The sequence below is a fragment of the Stenotrophomonas sp. Nf1 genome (assembly GCF_003028475.1).
Taxonomy (GTDB): Bacteria; Pseudomonadota; Gammaproteobacteria; order Xanthomonadales; family Xanthomonadaceae; genus Stenotrophomonas.
On sequence record NZ_PYTV01000007.1, the window covers coordinates 97,169 to 117,981 of the forward strand.

A 20,813-nucleotide genomic window follows, 5' to 3' on the forward strand; every position below is an offset into this window, starting at 1 on the left:
ATGAAAGCGGCAGGGTAGGGGCAGGGTAGGGGCAGGGCGCGCCGCCGGCGGCGCGGCCGCCGCAACGCTGTGGTGCGTGACCGGACGCGCGCGGTTACGGCCTCGCAGTTCCGGCCATCATGCCGATTGCGGACTGCACGGTCCACGATGCGCGGAGCGGTACCCCGCTTTTTGCCACGCGGCGGGCTGCCTAACGTGGCGGGCCTCTCCCCACGGATCACCGCGATGAATGCCGCTCCTTCCCTTCCCGCCGCGCCGACCCTGCCCTCGGTGCAGCACCTGTTGCAGCAGGTGCACCCGCAGCGCCTGGTCGGTGCGGTGGTGCGCGTGCGCCAGCACGGGGTGCTGCGCCATGCCAGCGCCACCGGGCTGTCCGATCGCGAAGCGGCCACGCCGATGCGCGCGGACCAGCTGTTCCGGCTGGCCTCGGTGAGCAAGCCGCTGCTGACCACGGTGTTGCTGCGCCTGGTGGCCGACGGCGTGCTGGACCTGGATACGCCGGTGCAGCGCTGGCTGCCGCAGTTCCGCCCGGCGCTGGCCGATGGCAGCACCCCGCCGATCAGCCTGCGCCAGCTGCTCAGCCACAGCAGCGGGCTGGGCTATCGCTTCCTGGAAGCCGATGCCGATGGCCCCTATGCACGCGCCGGTGTCAGTGATGGCATGGACGCCAACCCGCTGTCCCTGGCCGACAACGTGCAGCGCATCGCGCAGGTACCGCTGCTGTTCGCACCGGGCAGCCAGTGGCTGTATTCGCTGGGCGTGGACGTGGCCGGTGCGGTGGCCGAGGCGGCGACCGGCGAGACCTTGCAGGCCTTGTTCGCGCGGTTGCTGGCCGCGCCGCTGGGCCTGCGCGACACCGCGTTCGCCACGCGTGATGCCGCTCGCCTGGCCACGCCGTATGTGAGCGATGCGCCGCAACCGCATCGCCTGCGCGAAGGTGAGGTGGTGGCGCCATTCGAGGGCACCGTGGGCATCGACTACAGCCTGGCACGCGCCACCGATGCCAGCCGCTTCGCGTCGGCCGGCGCCGGCCTGGTGGGCACCGCCGACGAGGTGATGGCGGTGCTGGAGGCACTGCGCGATGTGCAGGCGTCGGGGCTGCTGCCGCCGGCACTGGTGGCACAGATGGGCACGCCGCAGGTGGGAGAACAGGGGCCGCCCGAGCCGGCCGGCTGGGGGTTCGGGCTGGGCTTTGCGGTCCTGCGTGATGCGGCGGCCAGTGGCACGCCGCAGAGCGTGGGCACCTGGCGCTGGGGCGGTGCCTATGGCCACAGCTGGTTCGTTGACCCGGTACGGGCGCTGAGCGTGGTGGCGCTGACCAACACCCTGTACGAGGGCATGGATGGTGCCTTTGTCGATGAGCTGCGCGATGCGGTGTATGCCGATCTGGAGGCCGGGCGATGAGCGGCCATGCGATCGACGCGGCCAGCCCGGCCGGCGAGGCCACGCGCCTGCCGTGGGCGGGCCTGCTGGCGCTGGCCGGCGGCGGTTTCATCACCCTGCTGACCGAGACCCTGCCGGCCGGCGTGCTGCGGCCGATGGGGCAGGGCCTGGGCGTGAGTGATGCCGCGGTGGGCCAGCTGGTCAGCGTGTACGCGCTGGGCTCGGTGATGGCCGCGTTGCCGATGACCGCGCTGACCCAGCGCCTGCCACGGCGGCCGCTGCTGTTGGCGGCGATCGCCGGCTTCGTGGTGGTCAACACGCTGACGGCGATGAGCAGCAGCTATCCGCTGATCCTGGCCGCACGCTTCCTGGCCGGCGTCTGCGGCGGCCTGCTGTGGTCGCTGGTGGCCGGATACGCCGCGCGCATGGTGGTGCCGTCGTTGCAGGGCCGGGCGATCGCGGTGGCGATGGTCGGTTCACCGCTGGCACTGTCGCTGGGGGTGCCGGCGGGCACGCTGCTCGGCCAGCAGATCGGCTGGCGCTGGGCATTCGCGCTGATGAGCGTGCTGGGCGTCGGGCTGCTGGCCTACGCGCGCTGGGCGCTGCCGGCGCTGCCCGCTGCCGGGGCCGGGCAGCGCACATCGCTGGGCACGGTGTGGCGCATGCCCGGGGTACGCAGCGCACTGGCCGTGATGGCGTTGTACGTGCTGGCGCACAACGTGCTCTACACCTACATCGAGCCATTGGCCGTGGACGCCGGCGCCGGTGCGTGGCTGGACCGGCTGCTGCTGGCGTTCGGCGTGGCGGCGATCGTCGGCATCGGCATTGCCGGCTGGGGCGTGGATCGTCACCTGCGCCGGCTGGTCTGGGCGGCGGTGGTGGGCTTCCTGCTGCCGGTGCTGGCGCTGCTGCTGTGGCCGGGAGCGCCGGGCGTGCTGCTGCCGGCCACGATCGCGTGGGGGGTAGCCTTCGGTGCGGTGCCGACGCTGTTCCAGACCGCGCTGGCGCGCCGCGCTGGGGCGGCGGCCGATCTGGCGCAGTCGATGCTGGTGACGGGCTGGAACCTGGCCATCGCCGCCGGCGGTGTGGCCGGTGGCGTGCTGCTGCAGGCCGGCGGTGCCGGCGTGCTGGGGTGGTTGCCGTTGCTGCTGCTGGCCGTGTGTGCGGGGTGGCTGCTGGTTCGGCCGAAGGCGTGGCTGTAGAGGACGATCAGCGCCGCAGCCGGGCGTGGGCTCGGCGCTACGCCTCCGGCTCCTGCTCGATCGGTACGCTGCGCGGGTTCTGCATGTGCTCGCGCGCAGCGCCGTACTGCTGCTGCCGCTTGTGATGGAAGGCCACGAACTCGTCGCGTGGCAGCGGCCGCGAGAACAGCCAGCCCTGCCCGAATTCCACATGCCGGCTGTGCAGGTAGGCCAGCTGTGCTTCGGTTTCCACGCCTTCGGCCACCACCCACAAGCCCAGCTCCTTGGCCATGTCGATGATGTGCGGGGTGACCGGGCTGGTCGCACTTTCGGTGCCGATCGCATCGATGAAGGACTTGTCGATCTTCAGCGCGTCCAGCGGCAGCTGTTCCAGGTACTGCAGGCTTGAGAAGCCCACGCCGAAATCGTCGATGGCCACGCTGTGTCCGGCGCGCCGCGCCGCCGCCAGCATGGTGCGCGCACGATCCAGATCGAGGAAGCCGCGTTCGGTGGCTTCCATCCAGATCTGCTGCGGCAGGATGCCGCTGCCGGCCATGTGCTTGGAGATCATCTTCAGTGCACGGCCGCTGCTGAGGTCTTCCGATGCCAGGTTGATGGCGATGTGTGCGCTGCGGTCGGCCACCAGCAGTTCACGCATGTCGCGCACCACGTTCTCGATCACCAGGTCGGTGACGTCGGCGATCATGCCGGCCTCTTCGGCCAGTGGAATGAACAGATCCGGCCGCACCTGGGTGCCATCCGGGCGCTGCCAGCGCACCAGCGCCTCGGCACCGACGCAGATGCCGGTTTCCAGTTCGATGATCGGCTGGTAGTGCAGGTACAGCTCGCGGCGGCGGATGGCTGTGGCCAGCTCACCGCGCAGCGACAGGCGGCGTCGCGACAGCCAGATCACCAGGCCGGCCCCGGCGGCGGCCAGCAACAGGCCCAGCGGAACGTACAGCCAGGCCTGCTGGCGGAAGGTCGCGGTCAGCGCGGTACGCGGCGTGGTGGTGATCGCCAGCCATTCCTCGTTGCGCGCGGTGGCGTACAGCGTGTTCTGGTCCAGGCCTTCGCTGGGGTTGCGCAGCAGCGTCTGCAGCAGTGCCGGGTCCATGCCCGGCTGCTGGGCCAGCAGGCGCCCATCCGGGCTGGCCAGGGCCAGGCGCACGTGCGGATCAACGATGAGATCGACAAAGCGACGCGGGTCGACCAGCACATCGTAGGAGCCGTACAGGATGGCCAGCATCTGGCGGCGGCCGCTGGCTTCCGGACGCACATCCACCGCGATGCCGGCGCCGTCGCTGGTGACGTGATCGGGCCTGGGCTGGTCCACGTCGGACAGGAACGGTCCCCAGGACGTGCAGCGCAGCTTGCCGCCTTCGAAGTACCCCATCTGCTCGATCGACGAGGTGGTCATCACCAGCGTCTGCATGCGCCGGATGTGGTCGTCGCTGCACGGTACGTGGGCGCCGGCTTCGACCGACTTCAATGCGGCCAGCGCTTCCTGATAGGACAGGTCCGAGCGGCGCAGGGTGCGCCCGGCGATATCGCGCAGGCGTTCCTGCTCGACACTGACCGCACGGTCCCAGGTGGCGTAGGCCATCACCGCGATGGGCACGGCCGCGGCCAGCAGCGCCAGCGCGGTGCCACCGATGATGACGCGCAGGCGGCTCATGGCCGGGGCTCGGGCAGGGCGGTCAGGGCAGGGCGCATGGTCGGGCCGGTCCTTGGGCAGGTGCGGCTATCTGAGCATGGCGCCGCGCCGGGCGGAATGGGATCAATACGGTATTCGGTCACATTGTGGTGAAAGCGGCTGGCTTTGACGCAATTGGGCCATCAGGCGCTGGCGCTCCGGGCCCTGGAGGACTACCGTCGGACGCTTCGCCTGCCCCTTCCCACGCCCATGACCGAGCCCGCAACGCCCCCCGAGCACCTGCGCCGCAGCCTGTCCAACCGCCACCTGCAACTGATCGCCATCGGCGGTGCCATCGGTACCGGCCTGTTCATGGGCTCGGGCAAGACCATCAGCCTGGCCGGCCCGTCGATCGTGTTCGTCTACCTGATCATCGGCGCGATGCTGTTCTTCGTGATGCGTGCGATGGGCGAACTGCTGCTATCGAACCTGCAGTACAAATCCTTCATCGATTTCTCCACCGACCTGCTCGGCCCCTGGGCCGGATTCTTCTGTGGATGGACCTACTGGTTCTGCTGGATCGTCACCGCCATTGCCGATGTGATCGCCATCGCGGCCTACGCGCAGTTCTGGTTCCCCGGGCTGGATGCATGGATCCCGGCGCTGGCCTGCGTGTTGCTGTTGCTGGCGCTGAACCTGGTGACGGTGAAGCTGTTCGGCGAAATGGAGTTCTGGTTCGCGCTGATCAAGATCGTGGCCATCTGTGCGCTGATCATCACCGGTGCCGGGCTGGTGGCCTGGGGCTTCACCTCGCCCAGCGGCCATACCGCCTCGCTGTCGAACCTGTGGAATGACGGCGGCATGTTCCCGATGGGTCTGGTGGGCTTCTTCGCCGGCTTCCAGATTGCAGTGTTCGCCTTCGTCGGCATCGAGCTGGTCGGTACCACCGCCGCCGAAACCGCCGACCCGGAGCGCAACCTGCCCAAGGCGATCAATTCGATTCCGGTGCGCATCATCATCTTCTACGTGCTGGCGCTGATCGCGATCATGGCGGTCACCCCGTGGCGCCAGGTGGTGCCGGACAAGAGCCCGTTCGTGCAGCTGTTCGTGCTGGCCGGCATTCCGGCTGCGGCCAGCCTGATCAACTTCGTGGTGCTGACCTCGGCCACCTCGTCGGCCAACAGCGGCATCTTCTCCACCAGCCGCATGCTGTACGGCCTGGCCGAAGAGGGCCACGCACCGCGTGGGCTGTCGCGGTTGTCGCGCGCGGCGGTACCGGCGCGCGGCCTGCTGTTCTCCTGCCTGTGCCTGCTGGGCGGCACGCTGCTGATCTACCTGATTCCGAACCTGGTGACCGCCTTCACCCTGGTGACCACGCTGGCCACCGTGCTGTTCATCTTCGTCTGGTCGCTGATCCTGGTGGCTTACATGGTCTATCGCCGCCGCTATCCGGAGCGCCACGCCGCCTCGATCTTCAAGATGCCCGGCGGCGTTGCCATGTGCTGGGCCTGCCTGCTGTTCTTCGCCGGCGTGCTGGTGCTGCTGAGCCTGCAGGGCGATACGCGCCAGGCGCTGATGGCCAGCCCGGCGTGGTTCGTGCTGCTGGGCGTGGGGTATTGGGTGCGGCGCAGAACGGCGAAATGACCGGGAATGCGGGCAGCAATGCCGGAAATCGCGAACGTTGGAGATCGGAACGTCGGAACGTCGGAAATCGGTAGAGTCGACTGTTAGTCGACTGCTCTCCCATGGGCCACCGCAAAACCCCGCGCTGCGCGCGATAGTCGACTAACAGTCGACTCTACCGGTACCGGTACCGGTGCCGGGACCAGCGCCGTGCCCCATTCACCCGGCGTTAGCGGCTGCGGCCGGATCATCCGGCCGCCATGTTTACCCGCCCTGCCGCCATCGCGCTGTTGCTGCTGTCCAGCCTCTGGCCGGGGCTGGCCGCTGCGCGCACCGTCTACCGCTGCGTGCAGGGCAACACGGTCAGCCTGGCGACGGCGCCGGAACCGGGCTCGCGCTGCACACCGAAGCAGATCGACGACAACGCCATCCAGACCCCGAACCTGTGGGGCAACATGGGGGTGTTCAGTGGCGTGCTGTACGAACGCGAGCAGGACGGCGCACTGGTCTATTCCACGCGCAACCTGCCCGGCTCGCGGGTGTTCCTGAAGTTCACCGTGGCCACCCCACCGGGGGAGCCTGCCCACGAAGGGCTGGGCAAGGTCGGCACGCCGCAGCTGGCCCAGCACGCCAAGCAGTTCAAGGCGGCGGCCAAGGCCACCGGCGTCGACGATGCCTGGCTGCGTGCGATCGCGCATGCCGAAAGCAATTTCGATGCGTTGGCGGTATCGAGCAAGGGGGCGCAGGGCGTGATGCAGCTGATGCCCGAGACCGCGCAGGAATTCGGTGTACGCGATCCGTTCTCGCCGCAGCAGTCGATCGATGGCGGTGCGCGTTACATGCGCGCGCTGCTGCGCCGCTACAACGGTGACCGGCCGCTGGCCGCAGCCGCCTACAACGCCGGCATCGGCGCGGTCACCCGTTACAAGGGCGTGCCGCCGTATGCCGAGACCCTGGCCTACGTGGACAAGGTGATGGCGTTGTACGCGCGCTACCGCGAGGCGATGGGCATCCGCAGCGAGGTGCCGGCGCGTTAGGCGGGTTCTGCGGGGGGTGTTGTAGAGCCGAGCCCATGCTCGGCTTGCGCCAACAGCAGCCGAGCGTAGGCTCGGCTCTACAGCAGAACCGATCAGCGCGAGGTGCCGCTGCTGACCAGGTCGTAGCGCTCGACGCGGCCGATGCGGGCGATCTCCGCCTGCACATCGGCGCGCAGTTTCAGTGCACGCCACGCCGCATCGATCCTGATGTCGCCGGGCAGCGACGGGTAGGTGCGCATGTCCTGCAGGCTGGCCAGCGTCTGGCCACGTTCAACCGGCGACCGCAGCTGTTCGATCAGCAGCGCGGCCGCGGCGTCCAGATCGCCTTCCTCCAGCAGCATCTCGCGCTGGAACAGGCGCGCGTCTTCGCCCTGGGCCAGAATCGCCGCGCGCGCGGCCTGCGTGGCTGACGCATCGCCGCGTTCGCGGGCGGCGGCGAACTGCACCAGCGCCTGCGCCGCCCTGCCGTAGCCGGTCAGCCCCGCGATGTCATTGACCGCCGCGGCCCCCTCCTGCGCGCGTCCCAGCGAGATCAGGAAGAAGCCGACATTCAACTGGTGCTCGATGCCGTTGGCACTGGGTGCACCGATGCGCGCAGCCCACCTCGCCGTGGCCAGCGCATCGTCGATGCGGCCCAGCCGGCGCAGCGCGGCGGACCGGCTGTTGAGCAGCCACGCCACCCATTGCGCCTCGGCCGCCGATGGCGACTGGCCTGCGGCGGCAGCGCGGGCCATGCCATCGGTCAGCGCCAGCACTTCCTCGCTGCGGTCGAGCATCAACAGGGTGCTGGCGAAGTCAGCCATGCGCGCATCCAGTGCGCGATCGAGCAGGCCCGACACGCGCAGATCATCCAGGTGCGTCTGTGCCGCCTGACGTGGATCAAAGCGCGGGTCATCGCGGTCGATATAGCGGTCGAAGCGCTTGTCGCTGCGCAGCCGGATGATCTCGGCCGGGCCCTTGATGCGGGCCAGCGTGGCCGGAATGTCATCGCCGCGACCGTGCTCGGCCTGCAATGCGGCCAGTGCCAGCCACAGCCCGCTGGGTTGCACGCCGTCGCCCTTCCAGCCGTTGTCGAACAAGGCCTGCAACAGTTCCATGCGCCGCTGCGGCTGGTCGCGCAGGCGGTACTGCAGGTAGAGGACGGACTGCTGCTCGATCGGCAGCGGCGCCTGGGCGTGCTTCAGCGCCTGCAGCAGGTAGGTGGTGGCCGGTGCAGGCTGGTTGTCGGACAGTTCCAGCGATACCCGGGTGAGCAGGATCCGCGCATCGTTCGGCAGGGTCTCCTGCGCGCGCTGCAGGTAGCGGCGTGCCAGGGCCGGCTTCTTCTGCATCATCGCGGTCCAGCCGGCCGCCTGCGCAGCGCGGCCCTGTCGCTCGGCATCGAAATCGTCCAGCAGCGGGTCTTCCATCAACCGTTCCATGCTGATCAGCGCCCCCAGCGTGTTGCCGCTGTCCGACTGCCTGATCGCCTCATCCCAGCGGCTGGCATAGGCCACATGCACCGCATCGGTGGTGATGGACGGCTTCTGCGGCGCCACCGTGATCGATGCCGAAGCAGGTGCGCCGGCCAGTGCGGCCATCAGCACGACGGTGAGGGGGACAAGGCGGGGCATGAAGATCTCCATCCGTGGCAGTCCATTGAACCCGCTGCGCCTGGCAAGGACAAGCACGATGGATGCAACGTTGCTGCTTGGGCACCCGCGCGACCGTGGCGCATCACGCGCGCAGCGTCTATTGTCGGTGCCTCTTCAGGCAGCAGGCAGGGCGGCACGGCACGATGGCACGGTGGCAATGGATGGCGGCAGGTGTGGCGTTGGCAACGGCGGTGGCGTTGGCTGCAACGTGGTGGGAAAGGCCGCTGCATACGCTCGCTGAACCGGCAGGCCCGCTGCCGACGCCGCTGGCCTGGACCGCGCAGATCGAGCCGCTGGCCGGCGATGGGCATCCCGGTGATCGCGATGGCGCGTCGGCGCAGGCCCGTTTCGCTGATCCCTATGCGCTGCTGCGCGCGGCCGATGGCAGCGTCTATTTCACCGATGCGGGCGACAACAACCGCATCCGTCGCCGCCTGCCCGATGGTCGTGTCGAAACCGTGGCCGGGCAGGGCGAAGGACGCCTCGACGGCCCGGCGTTGCAGGCGAGTTTCAACACGCCCTCGGGCATTGCCGCCGACGCGCAGGGCAACCTGTACGTGGCCGACACCGGCAATCACGCGATCCGCCGCATCGGCAGCGATGGCCAGGTGACCACGCTGGCCGGCGGTGAGCAGGGCTATGCCGATGGCCCTGCCGCGCAGGCGCGCTTCGATGCGCCGATGGGCATCGCGGTGGACGCGCAGGGCCAGGTCTTCGTGGCCGACACCTACAACGACCGCATCCGGGTGATCGGCACCGATGGCACGGTGCGCACCCTGGCCGGCGGTGAGCGCCCGGGGCTGGCCGATGGCGCCGGTACCGAGGCGCGTTTCGATACCCCAGTGGCGCTGGCCTTCGATGCGCAGGGCGCGCTGCTGGTGGCCGACCTGTTCAACAACGCGGTGCGCCGGGTCGGCGCCGATGGCACGGTCAGCACGGTGCTGGGCACGGGCGCTGTGATCAATGGCCCGCTGTCGCTGGCCACTACGCATGACGGTGTGCTGTACGTGGGCGATCTTGATGGCCGCATCGTGCAGGTGACGCCGCAGGGCCACCAGATCGCGCTGGTCGGCAATGGTCGCCTGCCGCGCCTGGCCCGCCCCAGCGGGCTGGCGGTGGATGCCGATGGCAGTGTGCTGGTGGCCGACGCGGCGGCCTACCGCCTGCACCGCCTGCGCCCGCTGCCGGTGGGCGAGCTGCCGGCGCCGGCGCTGGCCGGCCCGGCCGCCGATGCCGCGCTACCCGATACCGGTGGCCGCTGGCCGCTGGCGCCGCAGCAGGGCTGGCATGAAGTGGTCGGCACGCTGGGCGAAGTGCGCGGCAACTTCAAGGGCGAGAGCCGCCATCACCTGCACGGTGGCTTCGACGTGCGCGGTGATGTCGGCCAGACCGTGCTGGCCATCGCCGAGGGCAAGGTGAGCAGCCCGGTGGCGGCGTGGAGCCTGGGTGGGCAGGCCGAAGGCCTGGCGGTGGATCGCCTCAAGTACATCCACATGCGGGTGGGCCGCACCCCGCGCGATGAACCGTTCGACGCGCGCTGGCAGGCGCTGTACGACGAGCAGGGCAAGCTGGAGCGGATGCGCGTTCGCCGCGGCACCCGCATCCACGTGGGCGACCGGCTGGGCAGCATCAACAACCAGGCCCATGTGCACCTGGCGGTGGGCACCGGCGGCTTCGAGACCAATGCGGTGGCGCTGGGCTTCCACAACTACGCCGATCACTTCGCGCCACGCATCACCGATGTGGCGCTGCTGGACGACAACGACCAGCCGCTGGCCGCCGGCGCCGACGGCGTGGTGATGCTGGCGCGCCAGGGCCGTGGCGTGCAGATCGTGGTCGAAGCCTGGGACCAGGTCGACAACAACCTGCCGCGCCGTCGCCTGGGCATGTACCAGGTGGGTTACCAGATCCTCGATGCCGGCGGCCAGCCCCTGCAGGGCTACGAGCAGCCACGCTGGAACATCGTGTTCAACCGCATGCCGCCGCAGATGGAAGCGGTGCGCGTGGCCTATGCGCCGGACAGCGGCATCACCGTGCATGGCAGCGCGGTGACCCGGTTCCGTTACCTGGCCACCAACACCGTGCGCGACGGCCTGATGGAAACCGGGCGCTGGCAGCCGGCGGCGCTGCCGCCGGGCGAGTACATCGTGCGCGCCAGCGTGCGCGATTACAGCGGCAACGACGGTGTCGGCCCGCGCGAGATCAGAGTGCGGTTGCTGCCATAGCAGCTGCTGGGGCGCCGCAGCGTTCGCGCTCGGCGTCCATGTCTTCCAGCGGCCGCACTTCGATGCTGCCGAAGCGTGCCCACGGGAACTGGCGGGCGATGCGCATGGCTTCGTCGCGGTCGCGGGCCACGATCAGATTGAAGCCGGCCAGCAGTTCGCGGGTTTCGGCGAACGGGCCATCGAGCACGCGGCTATGGCCGTCGCGCACGCGCAGGGTCTGTGCGGTGTCGACCGGCTGCAGTTTCTGCGCGACCAGCAGGGTGCCTTCGGCCTGCAGCTGGTCGGCGTGGGCGAGGCAGTCGCGCATCAGCGCATTGAACTCTTCGGTCGGCAGGGCCTGCAGCAGGGCAGGCTCGATGTAGATCAGAAGCAGGTACTGCTGCATGGCACGGTCCTGGCGGGGGCGGGTGCCCATGATGGCGCAGGTCTGCGCACGGGCATGTTGCAGCGCGGGAAGCGCGCCTTCGGCGGATGGCGGCGAACGGCGGAGCCCCTCCGTGGTGGGGGTCGGGTTGGTCGCTGAAAGCTGGCTTCCTGTGGGTGGGCCGGGCGGGTGGGATTGGCGGGGACGCCGTGAACCCGTCCATGGGGGCTTAGCCGCGCCATCCATGGCGCGGATACCCCGCCAACCCCACCCGCCCGGCCCCAGACAGATTTCGGCGGCTGACCCACCACGGGAAATCAACAACAAGAGCAAAAAGCGGGTCGCTGCGCTCGCAAAGCCGAGGCCGCCAGTCAATCGTTGTTGCTGTTGCTCTTGCCTTTTCTCTTGATCTTCCCGTGGTGCGTATCGGAGGCAGGAAACTGTCCGTGGCCGGGTGGGTAGGCGGGGCGGGGGTGTCCGCGGCATGGATGGCGCGGCCAAGCCCCCATGGACGGGTTTACGGCGTCCCCCGACCCGCCTACCCACCCGGCCAAACCCAAGAACCCGAGCTTTCAGCGACCCACCCAACCCACCACGGAGGGGCTCCGCCGTTCGCCGACCCCGCCGAAGGCGCGCTTTCCGCGGCAGAAAAAAATTTTCAACAGACGTGTCGATTCCCAGCCCGCTGGTTCGTTGTACCCAGTGAAGGGCACGCACCACGCGTCCCCACGGGAGACCGAAATGAAAGTGATGGTGATCGTGAAGGCCAACGCCGACTCCGAAGCCGGCCGCATGCCCAGCGAACAGGACCTGTCTGAAATGGGTGCCTTCAACGAGCAGCTGGTCGCCGCCGGCATCATGCTGGCCGGTGAGGGCCTGCACGCCACCCAGCGCGGCCGCCGCATCCACTTCGGCCACGGCGCGCCGAAGGTCGAGTCCGGCCCGTTCGGCCCGGCCGACCAGCAGATTGCCGGCTTCTGGCTGTGGAACGTGCGCTCGTTGGAGGAGGCGGTGGAATGGGCCAGCCGTGCACCGTTCCGCAGTGGCGGCACGCTGGAAGTGCGTCCCCTGATCGCACCGGAAGATTTCGGCGAAGCCTTCACCGCCGACTTACAGCAGCAGGAACAGCGTCTGCGTGCACAGCTGCAGGATTGACCCGGATTCCCCTGCCGGGCGTGGCCCGGCGCAACCGACCTGAACCACACAACGGAGTAGTGCGATGAAACTGATTCCCTTCCTCGGCTTCAGCGGGCAGGCCCACGATGCGATGGCGTTCTACGCCAAGGCACTGGGCGGCCAGGTCACCTCGGAAATGAAGTACCGCGACATGCCGCCCTCCGATGGCGCGCCGGGCTGCAATGAAATGCCGCCGGAAACCCTGGACCACGTGGCGCACAGCCAGCTGGAGATCGGCAACGCGATCCTGATGGCGGCCGACGGCCCCGGCGGTGGCGAGGGCGGCTCGACCACCATCAACGTCGATGTCGACAGCATCGAGGAAGCCGAGCGTGTGTTCGCCGCACTGGCCGAAGGTGGCCAGGTGCAGATGCCGATCGCGGAAACCTTCTGGGCCCATCGCTGGGGCATGCTGATCGACCGCTTCGGCAAGCCGTGGATGGTCAACTGCATGAAGCAGCCCTGATCCCTCTGTCTTCCATCCACCAGGAGCGTTACCGATGAGTGCACCACAACCGCAGATGATCTTCGTCAACCTGCCGGTGAAGGACCTGGAAAAATCCAAGGCGTTCTTCAGCGCGCTGGGCTACAGCTTCAATCCCACCTACACCAATGACGATGCGGCCGGCATGGTCATCAGCGAGAGCATCTACGTGATGCTGCTGACCCAGCCTTTTTTCCAGCAGTTCACCAACAAGCCGATTGCCGATGCGCACACCCACACGGAAGTGATCAATGCACTTTCTGCGCCCAGTCGCCAGGCCGTTGACGTGTTGGTGGACAAGGCCCTGGCCGCAGGTGCCAGCGAACCGCAGCCGGTGCGCGACCTTGGCTTCATGTACCAGCGCGGCTTCCAGGACCTGGATGGGCACCTCTGGGAAATCGCACACATGGACGGCGAGCCGGGCTGACCGCCGCCGCAGGGAGAACCCTCATGGCTTACGTGGATGCCTACGTGCTGCCGTGCCCGCAGGACAAGGTGGCGGCCTACCGCCGCCTTGCCCGCAAGGCCGGCACGGTGTGGAAGGAACATGGCGCGCTGCAGTACATGGAGTGCGTGGCCGACGATGTGGAGCCGGGGAAAACCACCTCGTTTCCGCGCGCGGTGAAGGCCAGGGCCGGCGAGACGGTGATCGTGGCCTTCGTGGTGTTCCGCTCGCGCGCCGCGCGCGACCGCATCAACGCGAAGGTGATGGCCGACCCGCGGCTGGCGTCACTCGGCCCCAAGGACATGCCGTTCGATACCCGGCGCATGTTCTGGGGCGGCTTCAAGCCGATCGTTGAAGCGTGAGCGGCGGCGCTTGTGCAGGCCGATCGTTGAAGCGTGAGCGGCGGCGCTTGTGCAGGCCGGGCGTGCGTGCTGTGATCGGCGCATGCTCGAGCCCGCACTGACGCAGCGTCTGGAAACCCTCTGGCGGATGGAGTCGCCAGTGTTGATCGCGCGCCTGGCGCGGCTGCTCGGCGGCGATGTCGGCCGTGCCGAGGAGCTGGCCCAGGACACCTGGCTGGCCGCGCTGGAGCGTTGGCCGGAGCAGGGCATCCCGGACAATCCCGGAGCCTGGCTGATGACCACCGCGCGCAACCGTGCCATCGATGTGCTGCGCCAGCACCAGCGGGTGGCGCAGCAGCACGCGCAATGGGGCGAGGAACTGCATCCGGCCGCGCTGCCAGCGCCGGATGACAGCCAGGCGCTGGAAGACGACCTGGGTGACGATCTGCTGCGGCTGATGTTCGTGGCCTGCCACCCGGTGCTGCCCGCCGATGCGCGGGTGGCGCTGACCCTGCGCCTGCTGGGGGGGCTGACCACGCTGGAGATCGCCCGCGCGTTCCTGCAGCCCGAGCCGACCATTGCCCAGCGCATCGTGCGTGCCAAACGCACGCTGGCGCAGAAGCAGGTGCCGTATGAAGTGCCACGCGCCGAGGCGATGCCTGAGCGGCTGGGTTCGGTGCTGGAGGCGATCTATCTGGTGTTCAACGAAGGCTATGCCGCCAGCAGCGGCGATGACTGGATGCGTCCGGCGCTGTGTGAGGAAGCGTTGCGGCTGGCGCGCATCCTGGCCTACCGCATGCCGGTGGCGCCGGTGCTGGGACTGCTGGCGTTGATGGAACTGCAGGCCTCGCGTGCGGCGGCGCGGGTGGATGCCCGCGGCGCGGCGGTGGTGCTGGATCAGCAGAACCGTGCCCGCTGGGACTGGTTGCAGATCGAGCGCGGCCAGCAGCTGCTGGCACGCGCGCTGGCGGCCGGTGGCGGTGACGATCCCTACGTGCTGCAGGCGCGCATTGCGGCCTGCCATGCCGGCGCGCGCCGTGCCGAGGATACCGACTGGCCACGCATTGCCTCGCTCTATGCGCAGCTGTTGCAGGTGCAGCCCTCCCCGGTGGTGGCGCTGAACCGGGTGGTGGCGGTGCTGCGCAGCGACGGTGCCTTCGCCGCATGGGCGCAGTTGCAGCCGTTGCTGGTCGAGCCCCGGTTGCAGGACTACGCGCCGTTGCAGGTGGTGCGGGGCGAACTGCTGCAGCAGCTGGGCCGAACCGATGATGCCCGCCAGGCGTTCACCGCTGCCGCCGCGCTGACCACCAACGCACGCGAACGCGAGCACCTGCTGGCCCGCGCGCAACGCGCGGGGTCAGATCCCTCTCCCGTCGGGAGAGGGATCTGACCCCCTCTTTCCGAATCCCATTACACTCCGGAAGGATTTCCCTGCTGGAGAGAGCAATGAAGCGAGTAGCACTGGGCGTGCTGGCCCTGTCGGTGTCGAGCGCACTGATGGCGGCCACCCCGAAATTCAATGGCGCGCGGATTTCCGCCGACGTCAAGGAACTGGCCTCTGACGCCTACGAAGGCCGCTCGCCGGCCACCGCCGGCGAAGAGAAGACCGTTGCCTATCTCAGCAAGCAGTTTGCCGCGGCCGGCCTGCAGCCGGGCGGCGACCTGAAGGACGGCAAGCGCCTGTGGACCCAGGCCGTACCGCTGCGCAAGGGCGACATCGTCGGCACCCCGCAGCTGGCGCTGCACCAGGGCGGCAAGACCATTGCGCTTGACCAGGGCAAGCAGATTGCCGTGCGCGCGGCGATGAACGGCGCCAGCAACGTCGACATCAGCAAGGCACCGCTGGTGTTCCTCGGCTACGGCGTGAAGGCGCCGGAGCGCAACTGGGATGACTTCAAGGGCGTGGACCTGAAGGGCAAGATCGCCGTGGTGCTGATCAACGACCCGGACTTCGAGACCGGCCAGGGCGACTTCGACGGCAAGGGCATGACCTACTACGGTCGTTGGACCTACAAGTACGAGGAAGGCGCCCGCCAGGGCGCACTGGGCGTGCTGATCGTGCACGAGACCGCGCCGGCATCGTACGGCTGGGCCACCGTGGCCGGCTCCAATACCAACACCATGTTCGATGTGGTGCGCGACAACCCGGCCGGCAGCCATCCGCTGCTGGAAGGCTGGATCCAGCGTGACCTGGCGGTGGAACTGTTCCGCTCGGCCGGGCAGGACTTCGAGGCGCTGAAGAAGAAGGCGCAGCAGCGCGACTTCACCCCGGTGGCGCTGACCGGTGCCAGCCTGGACGCCAAGTACGCGGTGAAGACCGAAGTGATCACCTCGCACAACGTGGCCGCACGCCTGGAAGGCAGCCGCCATCCGGATGAGACGATCATCTACAGCGCGCACTGGGACCACATCGGCGTGGGTGAACCGGATGCACGCGGCGACCGCATCTTCAATGGTGCGCTGGACAACGCCAGTGGTACCGCCTCGCTGATCGAGCTGGCACGTGGCTTTGCCAAGGCCAAGCGCCCGGAGCGCTCGCTGCTGTTCCTGGCGGTCACTGCCGAGGAGAAGGGCCTGCTGGGGTCGGAGTACTACGCCACCCATCCGCTGTACCCGCTGGAAAAGACCGTGGCGGTGATCAACATGGATGGCATGGCGCCGTTCGGCCCGTCGCGTGATTTCGGCATCTACGGTGCCGCGCGCTTCGAGCTGCTGGACCAGCTGAAGGACGTGGCCAAGGGCTGGGACATCCGCTACACCCCGGACCCGAAGCCGGAAGCGGGCCTGTTCTTCCGCTCCGATCACTTCCCGTTCGCCAAGCGCGGCGTGCCGGCGCTGTCGTGGTCGGCCGGCCAGGACTGGGTGGACGGTGGCGTGGCCGCCGGCAAGAAGGCCTCGGAGGACTACACCGCCAAGCGTTACCACCAGCAGGGCGACGAATGGCAGCCGGACTGGGTGTTTGCCGGTGCCGCCCGCGACCTGGAGGTGCTGTACACGCTGGGCAACCAGCTGGCCAATTCCCGTGCCTGGCCGAACTGGAGCAAGGACGAGTCGTTCCGCGCCGTGCGTGACGCCAGCGCCGACCAGCGCAAGTAACGGCGTTGGGTAGTGCCGGCCGCTGGCCGGCATTGCCGCCCCCGGAAACGCCGGGCCATGCCCGGCGTTCCGGCAACGGCTTCCATCCCCGCTTTCCGGCCCTTCGTCGCAACCCGCTTGTTTGCCCGGCGGGCCGCCCTATGCTCGGCTCACCCCCTTCCTCCAAGGCGCTGCCGTGTTCGCCAGCCTCTCTCTCCTGATTCGTCACCTGCTGGCCTGGGCCGCCGCGCTGGTTGTTGCCGGCATGGTCTGGAGCGGCATCTTCAGCGGCATGAACGATGGCCCGGGCTGGGTGTTCGGCCTGCTGGCGATGTTCCTGATGATCTCCGCGCTGGGCAGCGCGATCACCCACATCCGCCGGGTCTGGCTGGTGGCCGGGCGACTGGATGCGACCACGCTGTCCGGGCGCCAGCGCCGCCAGGTGGAACTGCCGATGGATGCCGGCCACGCCTACGCGGTGGTGGAAGCGGCCATCGCCGAACTGCCGCGTGTGGAAGAGGTGGAAAGCTCGGCCGGCAGCCTGCAGGTGCGCGCCTACGTGCGCCGCGTCGACCTCTGGAACGGCCGCCAGCCCTCGCGCTGGAACCTGCCGGCGCGGCTGGCGATCAAGCGCAACAGCGTGCTGGCCACGGTCACCCCGGGGCAGGGCACCAGCACCGTCACCCTGCTGTTTGAACCCGATGCCGGCTGGTGGGCCGACCTGCTGGCGCTGGACGAGGGCAGCAACTTCGAGAACGCCGAAGCGGTCACCCGCGCGATCAGCCGCCGCGTGGCCGACCAGCGCCGCGACGAGCAGGCGGCCGCCGAACAGACCCAGGTGGAAAAGGAACTGTCGGTGGCGCGCTTGAACCTGCTGCATGCGCAGGTGGAACCGCACTTCCTCTACAACACCCTGGCCAACGCGCAGGTGCTGACCCGCACCGATCCGGCGCGCGCCGAACAGATGCTCGGCCATCTGATCCAGTACCTGCGCAGTTCGCTGCCGCAGGTGGATGAATCAGTGTCCACGCTGGGCGTGGAGCTGGATCGCACCCGCGCCTACCTGGAGATCCTGCGCATCCGCATGGGCGCACGCCTGGCGGTGGAGGTGCAGGTGCCCAACGAGCTGCATGGCGTGCACCTGCCGGCGATGGCGCTGCAGACGCTGGTGGAGAACGCGATCAAGCATGGCCTGGAGCCGAAGCCGGGCGGTGGCACGATCTGGATCCTGGCGCGTGGTTTCGAGGACCACGTAACCGTGACCGTGGCCGATGATGGCCTCGGTTTCAGCCAGGGCACCAGCGGCACCGGCATCGGCCTGAAGAACCTGCGCGAGCGCCTGCGCCTGACCTGCGGCGAGCAGGCCGGCGTGGCGATCGTCGCCAATTTCCCCAGCGGCGTGGCCGCGACCATGACCCTGCCGCAGTCGCACAAGGAGCGCAGCCATGCCGCTTGAAGCCCTGATCGCTGAAGACGAAGAACTGCTGCGGCAGTCACTGCTGGAGCAGCTGCGCCGGCTGTGGCCGGAACTGAAGGTGGTGGCCGAATGCGAGGATGGGGCCAGCGCGCTGGAGCAGCTGGCCGAGACGCAACCGGACATCGCCTTCCTCGATATCCGCATGCCTGGCATCAGTGGCATCGAAGTAGCGCGTTCGCTGTCCGAATTGAGCCCGCGCACGCAGGTGGTGTTCGTGACCGCCTACGACCAGTACGCCATCGATGCGTTCGAGCAGGGCGCGATGGATTACCTGCTCAAGCCGGTCAGTGACGAGCGCCTGTTGGCCACCCGCGAGCGCATCCTGTCGCGGCTGCCATCGACGCGACAGGACGATGCCGTGCTGGAGCGCCTGCTGCAGCGGCTGGGCCCGGCGCAGGGCGCGGCCGAACGCCCGCCGCTGGCCTGGATCACCGCCAGCAATGGCCGTGAGACACAGCTGATCATGCTGGAAGACGTGGCTTACTTCCGCGCCGACAACAAGTACACCACGGTGGTCACCGCCGCAGGCGAGAGCCTGCTGCGCACGCCGCTGCGTGAGCTGCTGGACGTGCTCGACCCGCAGCACTTCCGCCAGATCCACCGCTCGACCATCGTCAACATGAAGGCGGTGGCCGCGGTGAGCCGCGACGATACCGGGCGCGGCGTGCTGCGTCTGCGCGAGCGTGCCGAGACGCTGGTGGTCAGCCAGCCGTTCATGAGCCTGTTCCGCGGCATGTGATCCACGCCGGCGGCTGAAAGAACAATGCCACCGTGATCGCGCACGGTGGCATTGTGGGTCCCCCCGCTTTCCCGAAGGGTCAGTAGGCAGGCTGCAAGGTCAGGTCGTGGTGATGCTCGTTCTCACCGACATGGTTCAAGCGGCCGACCAGTTCGGAGTGCTGCTTCATGCGCCCGATCTCGGTCATGATGCGGATGTCCTCGTGGCGCAGTTCGCGCTTGGCGGTGACGGCCTGCTTGTAATCCAGCACTTCCGGGTAGTGCTCGGCCAGGTCCAGCGCCTCGGCCACGTGCTCGACGCTGTCGGCCTTGGAGCTGATGCGGGCGCGGCTGTTGAACGCCTTCATCCAGCGCTCGAAACCGGCGGTGCGGTCGAACATGTTGGCCATGAACCAGATCACGAACAGGATCGATACCCACGAGCCGAACACGATCACCACACGGGTGAAGGTGATATGGAAGTCGTCGCGCCACAGGTAGTTGGCGATCAGGCCCAGGATCAGCAGCGAGGCCGCCTGCCAGACGACGATCGAGGCGATCAGCCATTGGCACTTGGCCTGTGCCATCACCGCTACTTCATCGCGGATCTGCTGCTCGCTGAGATTGCGCCAATGCGCGACCTGTTTGTCGAACGGGCTGCTGTAGAGCTCGTTGTCGCGAAGCAGAATTCCCAAACCCTTGAACAAAGCAATCATGGCTGGCTCCTTGTGGAACGTGCGTCGATCAGCATTTGACGGTGTGGCGGGTTCAGTTCTAGCACTTCCAGCGAGCGGTGCAATGGGCGCAATGCCAAGCGGCGCAAGGGTTTTGTCTGAATGGGTGAAGATTGATGCGGTGCAGCATCGGGGCCGCAGCCTGCGACAGGATGTCGCAGGGTGAAACGTGCTGCGGCCGCACATGAAACCGTGGCTGAGTGGGAACGCTCGCCGCCGGCGTCGTGATCGCCCAGAATCGGGGCCGACCGCGCAACGCGTGGCCGTACTTCCGCCTTTCCTGGACCCGTGATGCCCGCTCTGCTGCAGCGACTGTCCCGCCCCGTCACCGCGCCGATCCGGCGCTGGGTGCTGGAGGCCTTCCCGCGTGGCCAGAGCGGCATCGACTACGACCATCCGCCGGGCGACCCGGGCTGGTTCGGCCCGGACAGCGTGACCTGGCGGCTGCATGCTGAATTCCCCTCGATGCTGGCCGGTGGGTTGTGCGCGCTGATGCTGCAGACACTGCACCCGCGCGCGCTGGCGGGCGTCTACGACCACTCCAATTTCCGCCAGGACCTGGTGGGCCGGCTGCGCCGCACCACCGCGTTCGTCGCCGGCACCAGCTATGCGCCGCGCGGCGAGGTGGAGGCGCTGGTGAGCAAGGTGCGCCGCATCCATGCGCAGATCCATGGCCAGACCGCACAGGGTGAGCCCTACGCCGCCGATGATCCGCAGTTGCTGACCTGGGTGCACGTGACCGAAGCGTTCGGCTTCCTGCAGGGCTTCCGCCGCTACGGGCGTGAGGTGCCGGAGCTCATCGCCGACCGTTACTACGACGAGTATCGCCGCGTGGCTGAAGCACTGGGCGCGGTGGATGTGCCGCGCAGCGAAGCGGAAGTGGCGGCGTATTTCTGCGCACGGCAACCGCAGCTGCGGGTGGATGAGCGCTCGCGCGAAGTGCTGGAGGTGTTGTCCGGCGTGCGCCTGCCGGTACCGGTGCCGGGGCTGTCGCGCGAGGTGTTCCTCGGCGCCGGCGCGGCGCTGCTGCCGGACTGGGCCGAGGCCATGCTGGAACGCACGGGCCGCCAGCGTGCGCAGGCCGCAGCGTCGGCGAAACTGATGCAGGGCATGGCACCGCTGTTCCGTCGCGCGCTGCCCGATGGCCTGGCCAGTCGCGCCTGCGCGCGCATGGACGTGCCGGTGGAGATCCTGCGCGAGTGGCCCGGGTAGGTGCCGACCTGGGTCGGCACGCATTTCGCAGTGCGCCATCCACGCATGGCGTGGATCTACCGACACCCTGGT

Annotated in this window: 18 protein-coding genes; 14 read left to right on the plus strand and 4 right to left on the minus strand. The window is 68.6% G+C overall.

Going from position 1 to position 20,813, the window contains the following annotated elements:
* Nucleotides 1–225 precede the first annotated feature (225 nt).
* Both C9412_RS13905 and C9412_RS13910 read left to right on the plus strand, forming a co-directional pair.
* On the plus strand, nt 226–1,404 hold the full coding sequence (locus C9412_RS13905; protein WP_107232171.1) for a serine hydrolase domain-containing protein: 1,179 nt from the start codon (nt 226–228) through the stop codon (nt 1,402–1,404).
* A complete protein-coding gene (locus tag C9412_RS13910; RefSeq protein ID WP_107232172.1) occupies nt 1,401–2,585 on the plus strand; it encodes an MFS transporter in 1,185 nt (394 codons plus the stop codon). The genes C9412_RS13905 and C9412_RS13910 overlap by 4 nt, the downstream gene beginning before the upstream one ends.
* Before the next feature lie 37 nt (nt 2,586–2,622).
* Here C9412_RS13910 and C9412_RS13915 read toward each other — a convergent pair whose 3' ends face one another.
* Nucleotides 2,623–4,239, minus strand: coding sequence for an EAL domain-containing protein (locus C9412_RS13915; protein ID WP_107232173.1), 1,617 nt, complete (start codon nt 4,237–4,239; stop codon nt 2,623–2,625).
* A gap of 228 nt (nt 4,240–4,467) precedes the next feature.
* Between C9412_RS13915 and cycA the strand changes: the two genes are divergently transcribed.
* Nucleotides 4,468–5,841: a D-serine/D-alanine/glycine transporter gene (gene cycA / locus C9412_RS13920; RefSeq protein WP_107232174.1), complete on the plus strand. Its 1,374-nt coding sequence runs from the start codon at nt 4,468–4,470 to the stop codon at nt 5,839–5,841.
* 239 nt (nt 5,842–6,080) lie between these two features.
* Nucleotides 6,081–6,857: a lytic transglycosylase domain-containing protein gene (locus C9412_RS13925; protein WP_107232175.1), complete on the plus strand. Its 777-nt coding sequence runs from the start codon at nt 6,081–6,083 to the stop codon at nt 6,855–6,857.
* A 92-nt stretch (nt 6,858–6,949) separates the two neighbouring features.
* Here C9412_RS13925 and C9412_RS13930 read toward each other — a convergent pair whose 3' ends face one another.
* Nucleotides 6,950–8,470, minus strand: coding sequence for a hypothetical protein (locus tag C9412_RS13930; protein WP_107232292.1), 1,521 nt, complete (start codon nt 8,468–8,470; stop codon nt 6,950–6,952).
* A 164-nt stretch (nt 8,471–8,634) separates the two neighbouring features.
* On the opposite strand from C9412_RS13930, the gene C9412_RS13935 reads away from it, so the two are divergent.
* Nucleotides 8,635–10,716: an NHL repeat-containing protein gene (locus C9412_RS13935; RefSeq protein ID WP_107232176.1), complete on the plus strand. Its 2,082-nt coding sequence runs from the start codon at nt 8,635–8,637 to the stop codon at nt 10,714–10,716.
* On the opposite strand, the gene C9412_RS13940 is transcribed toward C9412_RS13935, so the two are convergent.
* On the minus strand, nt 10,694–11,101 hold the full coding sequence (locus C9412_RS13940; protein ID WP_107232293.1) for a YciI family protein: 408 nt from the start codon (nt 11,099–11,101) through the stop codon (nt 10,694–10,696). The genes C9412_RS13935 and C9412_RS13940 overlap by 23 nt on opposite strands.
* 720 nt (nt 11,102–11,821) lie before the next feature.
* On the opposite strand from C9412_RS13940, the gene C9412_RS13945 reads away from it, so the two are divergent.
* From C9412_RS13945 to C9412_RS13980, 8 genes are all read left to right on the plus strand, one after another.
* The gene (locus tag C9412_RS13945) at nt 11,822–12,235 is read left to right on the plus strand and encodes a YciI family protein (protein ID WP_107232177.1); all 414 of its coding nucleotides are present in this window, start codon (nt 11,822–11,824) and stop codon (nt 12,233–12,235) included.
* A gap of 64 nt (nt 12,236–12,299) precedes the next feature.
* Nucleotides 12,300–12,722, plus strand: coding sequence for a VOC family protein (locus tag C9412_RS13950; protein ID WP_107232178.1), 423 nt, complete (start codon nt 12,300–12,302; stop codon nt 12,720–12,722).
* Between the two features lie 34 nt (nt 12,723–12,756).
* On the plus strand, nt 12,757–13,167 hold the full coding sequence (locus tag C9412_RS13955; RefSeq protein ID WP_107232179.1) for a VOC family protein: 411 nt from the start codon (nt 12,757–12,759) through the stop codon (nt 13,165–13,167).
* A 23-nt stretch (nt 13,168–13,190) separates the two neighbouring features.
* A complete protein-coding gene (locus C9412_RS13960; RefSeq protein WP_107232180.1) occupies nt 13,191–13,547 on the plus strand; it encodes a DUF1428 domain-containing protein in 357 nt (118 codons plus the stop codon).
* An 82-nt stretch (nt 13,548–13,629) separates the two neighbouring features.
* A complete protein-coding gene (locus C9412_RS13965; RefSeq protein ID WP_107232181.1) occupies nt 13,630–14,916 on the plus strand; it encodes a sigma-70 family RNA polymerase sigma factor in 1,287 nt (428 codons plus the stop codon).
* 56 nt (nt 14,917–14,972) lie between these two features.
* Nucleotides 14,973–16,622, plus strand: a complete 1,650-nt coding sequence (locus C9412_RS13970; RefSeq protein ID WP_107232182.1) for a M28 family metallopeptidase — start codon at nt 14,973–14,975, stop codon at nt 16,620–16,622.
* Nucleotides 16,623–16,797: 175 nt separating this feature from the next.
* Entirely contained in the window at nt 16,798–18,057 is a 1,260-nt protein-coding gene (locus C9412_RS13975) for a histidine kinase (protein ID WP_107232183.1), read from the plus strand.
* Nucleotides 18,047–18,817 carry a LytTR family DNA-binding domain-containing protein gene (locus C9412_RS13980; protein WP_107232184.1) on the plus strand — a complete coding sequence of 257 codons (771 nt, stop codon included), beginning with the start codon at nt 18,047–18,049 and terminating at the stop codon, nt 18,815–18,817. The genes C9412_RS13975 and C9412_RS13980 overlap by 11 nt, the downstream gene beginning before the upstream one ends.
* A gap of 79 nt (nt 18,818–18,896) precedes the next feature.
* Here C9412_RS13980 and C9412_RS13985 read toward each other — a convergent pair whose 3' ends face one another.
* The gene (locus C9412_RS13985; protein WP_107232185.1) at nt 18,897–19,511 is read right to left on the minus strand and encodes a hypothetical protein; all 615 of its coding nucleotides are present in this window, start codon (nt 19,509–19,511) and stop codon (nt 18,897–18,899) included.
* Nucleotides 19,512–19,820: 309 nt separating this feature from the next.
* Here C9412_RS13985 and C9412_RS13990 point away from each other — a divergent pair, with 309 nt between their 5' ends.
* A complete protein-coding gene (locus C9412_RS13990; RefSeq protein WP_107232186.1) occupies nt 19,821–20,741 on the plus strand; it encodes an oxygenase MpaB family protein in 921 nt (306 codons plus the stop codon).
* The last annotated feature ends 72 nt before the right edge of the window (nt 20,742–20,813 follow it).